Here is a 5,151-nt window from a genome sequence, read left to right as displayed (position 1 = left end):
CTGAAAGTCAAAATGGATTCCCGCGTACGCGGGAATGACGAGGGGATTTGAGGGCGCGGAGTCAGTACCCAACACCGCACTCTCCGATATCGTCATCCTCGCGAACGCGGGGATCCATTGTCGGGTTGGGGCCTAGCAAGGCTTCGAGGCAGGGACCTGGCAGTGCTGAAAGTCAAAATGGATTCCCGCGTACGCGGGAATGACGAGGGGATTTGAGGGCGCGGAGTCAGTACCCAACACCGCACTCTCCGATATCGTCATCCTCGCGAACGCGGGGATCCATTCTGACCTCCAGGATCAAGCTCCCTTTCTGCGATCACATCAATTGTTGCTCTTTGATCTCGGCTGTACCGCTACCAGGCAGTAACATAGCGCTTGAACCTACAAGCCAGCCAAAAGCCTATGAACCACACACCCGACCTCTTCGGACCGACACCCACCACCCGCGAACCCCTCGCCGACGGCGCCTGGCTGTTGCGCGGATTTGCTCTCGATCAAGCAGACCAGTTGCTTGATGCGATCCAGCGAGTGGCCGGCCAGGCAGCGTTCCGACACCAGATCACGCCGGGTGGCCATACCATGTCCGCGGCCATGAGCAGCTGTGGCGCCCTGGGTTGGGTAACCGATCGGCATGGCTACCGTTACAGCGATCGGGATCCCCTGACGGACCAGCCATGGCCGAAGATCCCCGACATATTACGGCAGTTGGCAGCCGAAGCCGCCGCGGCCGGCGGATACGAGAATTTCGAGCCGGATGCCTGCCTGATCAATCGCTATACAACCGGCGCAAAGATGGGCCTGCACCAGGACAAGGATGAGGAGGACATGGACGCGCCGATCGTTTCGGTTTCCTTGGGCGCACCTATTCGATTTCTGTTTGGCGGCTCGGCCCGGACTGACAAGGCTGCCGGGTGGAAGCTGGAGCATGGCGACGTGGTGGTCTGGGGTGGTCCGAGCCGGTTGTTCTTTCATGGGGTGGCACCGCTAGGCAAGCGGGCGGAGCATCCGGTCACCGGACCCGTGCGGTATAACCTGACGTTCCGGAAGGTGCGGATTTAAGGATGTGGCAACAAGGTCAAAATGGGTTCCCGCGTACGCGGGAATGACGGAGTTTTTTGGAGAGCGCGAGGTTTAATTACAGGACTCCATACTCCACCGCCAACGTCATCCTCGCGAACGCGGGGATCCATTTTGATTTTGAGAAAGCGGGTTTGAGCATTTTGTTTATGGGGTGCGCGGGAATGACAGCACACAACAAAAAACCCGAGCCTGCGCGAGCAGACCCGGGTTTTCTTTTAGCTTCCAGCTACAAGCTCATGATTTGCCGCTTGCCGCCTGAAGCCAGCTCTTACAGAACCTCAAACAACCCCGCAGCACCCTGACCACCACCAATACACATGGTGACAACCACGTACTTGGCGCCGCGGCGCTTGCCTTCGATCAGCGCGTGGCCGGTGAGGCGTGCGCCCGTTACGCCGTACGGGTGGCCGATGGAGATCGAGCCGCCGTTGACGTTGAGGTTTTCCATCGGGATGCCCAGCTTGTCGCGGCAGTAGACAACCTGCGAGGCGAAGGCTTCGTTGAGTTCCCACAGGCCGATGTCGTCCATGGTCAGGCCGTTGCGCTTGAGCAGCTGCGGAATGGCGTAGACCGGGCCGATGCCCATTTCGTCAGGCTCGCAACCGGCGACGCTGAAGCCACGGAAGATACCGATCGGCTCGACGTTTTGCTGCTCGGCGGCAGTGCTGTTCATGACGACGCATACAGAAGCGCCATCGGACAGCTGGCTGGCGTTACCGGCGGTGATGAAGTTCTCCGGGCCACGGACCGGCTGCAGGCCCTGGAGGCCTTCCAGCGTGGTGCCGGGACGGTTGCACTCATCCTTGACCAGGTTGACTTCTTTCTCGCTGACTTCGCCAGTTTCCTTGTCCTTGACCAGCATCTTGACCTTATAGGGCACGATCTCGTCATCGAACTTGCCGCTTTCCTGACCGGCTGCGGTGCGCTGCTGGCTGACCAGGGCGTACTCGTCCTGGGATTCGCGGCTGACGTTATAGCGAGAAGCTACGATGTCGGCAGTCTCGATCATCGACATGTACAGGTCGGGCTTGTTCTTCTTGATCCACTCGTTGGTGCCGTGGAACATGTTCAGCTTGTCGTTCTGGCACAGGCTGATGGACTCGACGCCGCCGGCAACGATCGCCGGAACCTTCTCGCTGACGACGCGCTGGGCGGCGATCGCGATGGACTGCAGACCGGAGCTGCAGAAACGGTTGATCGACATACCTGCAGTGGTGACCGGCAGGCCGGCGCGGATAGCAGCCAGGCGGGCCATGTTCTTGCCCTGTGCGCCTTCATGGAAGGTGGCGCCGAGGATGCAGTCTTCAACCAGCGAGGGATCGATACCCGCGCGTTTGACGGCGTGCTCGATAACGTAGCCGGCCATGTCGACACTGTGGGTGTTGTTCAGGGCACCGCGGTAGGATTTGCCCAGCGCGGTACGCGCGGTAGATACGATAACTGCGTCAGTCATGATGTAGCTCCTGTTTCAAAACCGTCAAAGAAGCCCGCCCGGAGTTGCCGAACGGACGTTACTGAATCAACTGCTTTCTGCTGGCTGCCTTGCGCCCCACTGCTCGAGCGTCAACCGGCTTTCCCGGTAGGGCTTGAGACCCATCCACAACAACACAATGGCCGCCGATGTCGCCACGCTGGCCACGATGAACAAAGAATACCGTATCGCCATGTCATCGCCAAAGACGTAGTCGGTTACCAGTGCCACCGCTGTCGGGCCGATACCCAGGCCGATCAGCGTGACGACAAACAGGTAGATCGCCGAGGCCTGCCCGCGCATCGCGTTGGGCATCACTTCCTGGATCGCCGCTGGTGCCACGCCAAAGGGCATTGCGATGGTGAACACGTTGAAAATCATCAACGCCCAGACCATGTTCAGGTCACCCAGCAGGAACACCACGTTGCAGGGCAGCGTGAGAATGGCCGCGAGCAGGCCCACACGCATGTTGGCATCCTTGTGACCCTTGCGGGACCAGTAGTCGGCCAGGCGGCCACCGAAGACGATGCCCAGCGAGCCGGCCACCGCGACGATGGTGCCGTAGTAAATACCGACTTCACCTGCGGTCAGGCCGTGGTTGCGGATGAAGAAGGTCGGAATCCAGGCCGAAGCGCCGTAGGAAGCAAACGACAGAAAGGCAAAACCGACGTTGTGGCAGATTACCGTCTTGCGAATGCTCAGAAGATAGGCACCCACGTCCTTGATCGGTACGCTGATGCCAGCGCCAATCCCCTTGCGCACCGGCTCCTTCAGCGCAAACAGGACAAAACAGAATGCGATACCGGCGCCGCCGATAATCAAAAAGATCATCTGCCAGGGCCGTACGGTGCCCAGAATCGGGAGGATCATGTCGCCCTGGTTGGAAGCAAAGGTAACCACAATGCCGCCGAGCAGAAACGCGATACCGGCTCCCAGGTAGATACCCATGGAATAGACGCTGATTGCCGTGGCGCGCTTCTCCGGCGGAAAGCTGTCTGCCAGCAACGAATAGGCAGCGGGCGACAGGGCCGCTTCACCGGCACCCACGCCGATGCGGAAAATCACGAAATGCCAGTACTGGTTGGCCAGGCCGCAGGCGGCGGTCATCAGGCTCCAGACGAACACACCGGCACCAATCAGTCCCTTGCGGCTCTTGTTGTCGGCGATACGACCCATCGGAATACCGCAGATTACATAGAAGATCGCGAACGAGAGGCCCATCAACAGGCTCATCTGGGTGTCGGAGATCGCCAGATCGCGGCGGATTGGCTCGACCAGCAGATTAAGGATCTGCCGATCGATGAAGGACAGGATGTAACACAGAAGCAGAATAAATACCGTCAACCAGGCGCGACCCGAGGTGGGATAAAGGCTATTGTTGTTGGGCACATTCACTCCGTACAAGCTAGAAACCGCGAAAAAAGAGATTATCAGGTTCGCAGAGCGAAAGTCGATTTCGTTTATGGCTATCATCAAGGGGGATGCGGCTCCATCAGTATCGGCTATCAGAGACCAACAACCACCTGGGACGACTTCATGACCACACCCGTTTCTCCGCTTGTGCTTGTCGGTGCCGGCCACGCCCATCTGGTGGCCATGCGTCGCTGGATAGACCGCGGCTACCACGCGCCGAAAGGCGCCATACTGATCAGCCCCACCCCTGAGGCCTGGTATTCCGGCATGATGCCGGGCCTGATCGCTGGTCGCTTCTCCGAAGAGCAATGTGCTATCGAACTGGCGCCGCTGTGCCGCGCTTGCGGGCTCGAATTGATCATCGGTGAGATTGTCCAGCTCGATGCCAAGCAACAGGTGCTGACCCTGGCAGGCGGACGAACACACGGCTATGAGCACCTTTCGCTGAACGTGGGATCGATTCCCCCGCAACCGAGAAATCCGGATTACAGTGTGGTAATGGTGCCGGCCAAACCTTTCGCGCCATTTGCCAACCAGTGGCAGGCATGGTGCAGAGAGTCCGGAGCAATGGAACTGGTCGTGTTGGGCGGCGGACCAGCCGCCTTCGAGCTGGTCCTGGCCTTGCACGAAAGCCTGCCCCAGGCGCAGCTTTCGCTGATATGCGGCAACGCCCTGCTGGAAGATCTCGCTCCCGAGACTGCGCGACAGGCGCGCAATCTTCTGATTGACCGCGGTATTGCGCTGCGCGAATCCACTCGAGTAGAAAGGGCCTCCGGCGGGTGGCTGATGAGCGAATCACATCGGATTCAGAAGGCCTGCGCGCTGGTGATTGCGACCGGGGCTGCCGCCCATCCGTGGCAGGGATGCTCGGGCCTCGATTGCGACGAATCAGGCTTCATCCGCATCAACCCGACACTGCAAAGCATCAGCCATCCGCAAGTACTGGCCAGCGGCGACTGTGCAGCGCTGACCGCCGCTCCCCGTTCGGGGGTCTATGCGGTGCGAGCCGGGGCGATCCTGGCCGAGAACATTCCGCGCTTGCTTGCCGGCCAATCCCTGCAGGAGTACCGTCCGCAGCAGCAAGCGCTGGTGCTGATGGCTACCGCAGACGGCGGCGCACTGCTGAGCTACGGCCGCTGGAGTGCGGGAGGACGCCTGCCGGGTATTTTGAAAGATCACCTCGACTT

At 60.0% G+C, this 5,151-nt stretch carries 4 protein-coding genes; 2 read left to right on the top strand and 2 right to left on the bottom strand.

All coding sequences use genetic code 11. The annotated features are described in order from the left end of the window. The first annotated feature begins 402 nt into the window (after positions 1 to 402). A complete protein-coding gene (alkB, locus tag ABYA88_RS15170) occupies positions 403 to 1,059 on the top strand; it encodes a DNA oxidative demethylase AlkB (protein WP_373188228.1) in 657 nt (218 codons plus the stop codon). A 289-nt stretch (positions 1,060 to 1,348) separates the two neighbouring features. Here alkB and ABYA88_RS15165 read toward each other — a convergent pair whose 3' ends face one another. After that, positions 1,349 to 2,533 (bottom strand): acetyl-CoA C-acyltransferase, encoded by a 1,185-nt coding sequence (locus ABYA88_RS15165; protein ID WP_373188227.1) that lies wholly within the window; start codon positions 2,531 to 2,533, stop codon positions 1,349 to 1,351. A 66-nt stretch (positions 2,534 to 2,599) separates the two neighbouring features. Then, positions 2,600 to 3,940: a spinster family MFS transporter gene (locus ABYA88_RS15160; protein ID WP_373188226.1), complete on the bottom strand. Its 1,341-nt coding sequence runs from the start codon at positions 3,938 to 3,940 to the stop codon at positions 2,600 to 2,602. A 147-nt stretch (positions 3,941 to 4,087) separates the two neighbouring features. Here ABYA88_RS15160 and ABYA88_RS15155 point away from each other — a divergent pair. Then, positions 4,088 to 5,151 (top strand): FAD-dependent oxidoreductase (locus tag ABYA88_RS15155; protein WP_373188225.1); only part of this gene is annotated, 1,064 nt, incomplete at its 3' end.

Source organism: Halopseudomonas sp., from assembly GCF_041579695.1.
In the GTDB taxonomy this organism is placed as follows: Bacteria; Pseudomonadota; Gammaproteobacteria; order Pseudomonadales; family Pseudomonadaceae; genus Halopseudomonas.
This window is presented reverse-complemented; position numbering and strand designations above follow the sequence as displayed.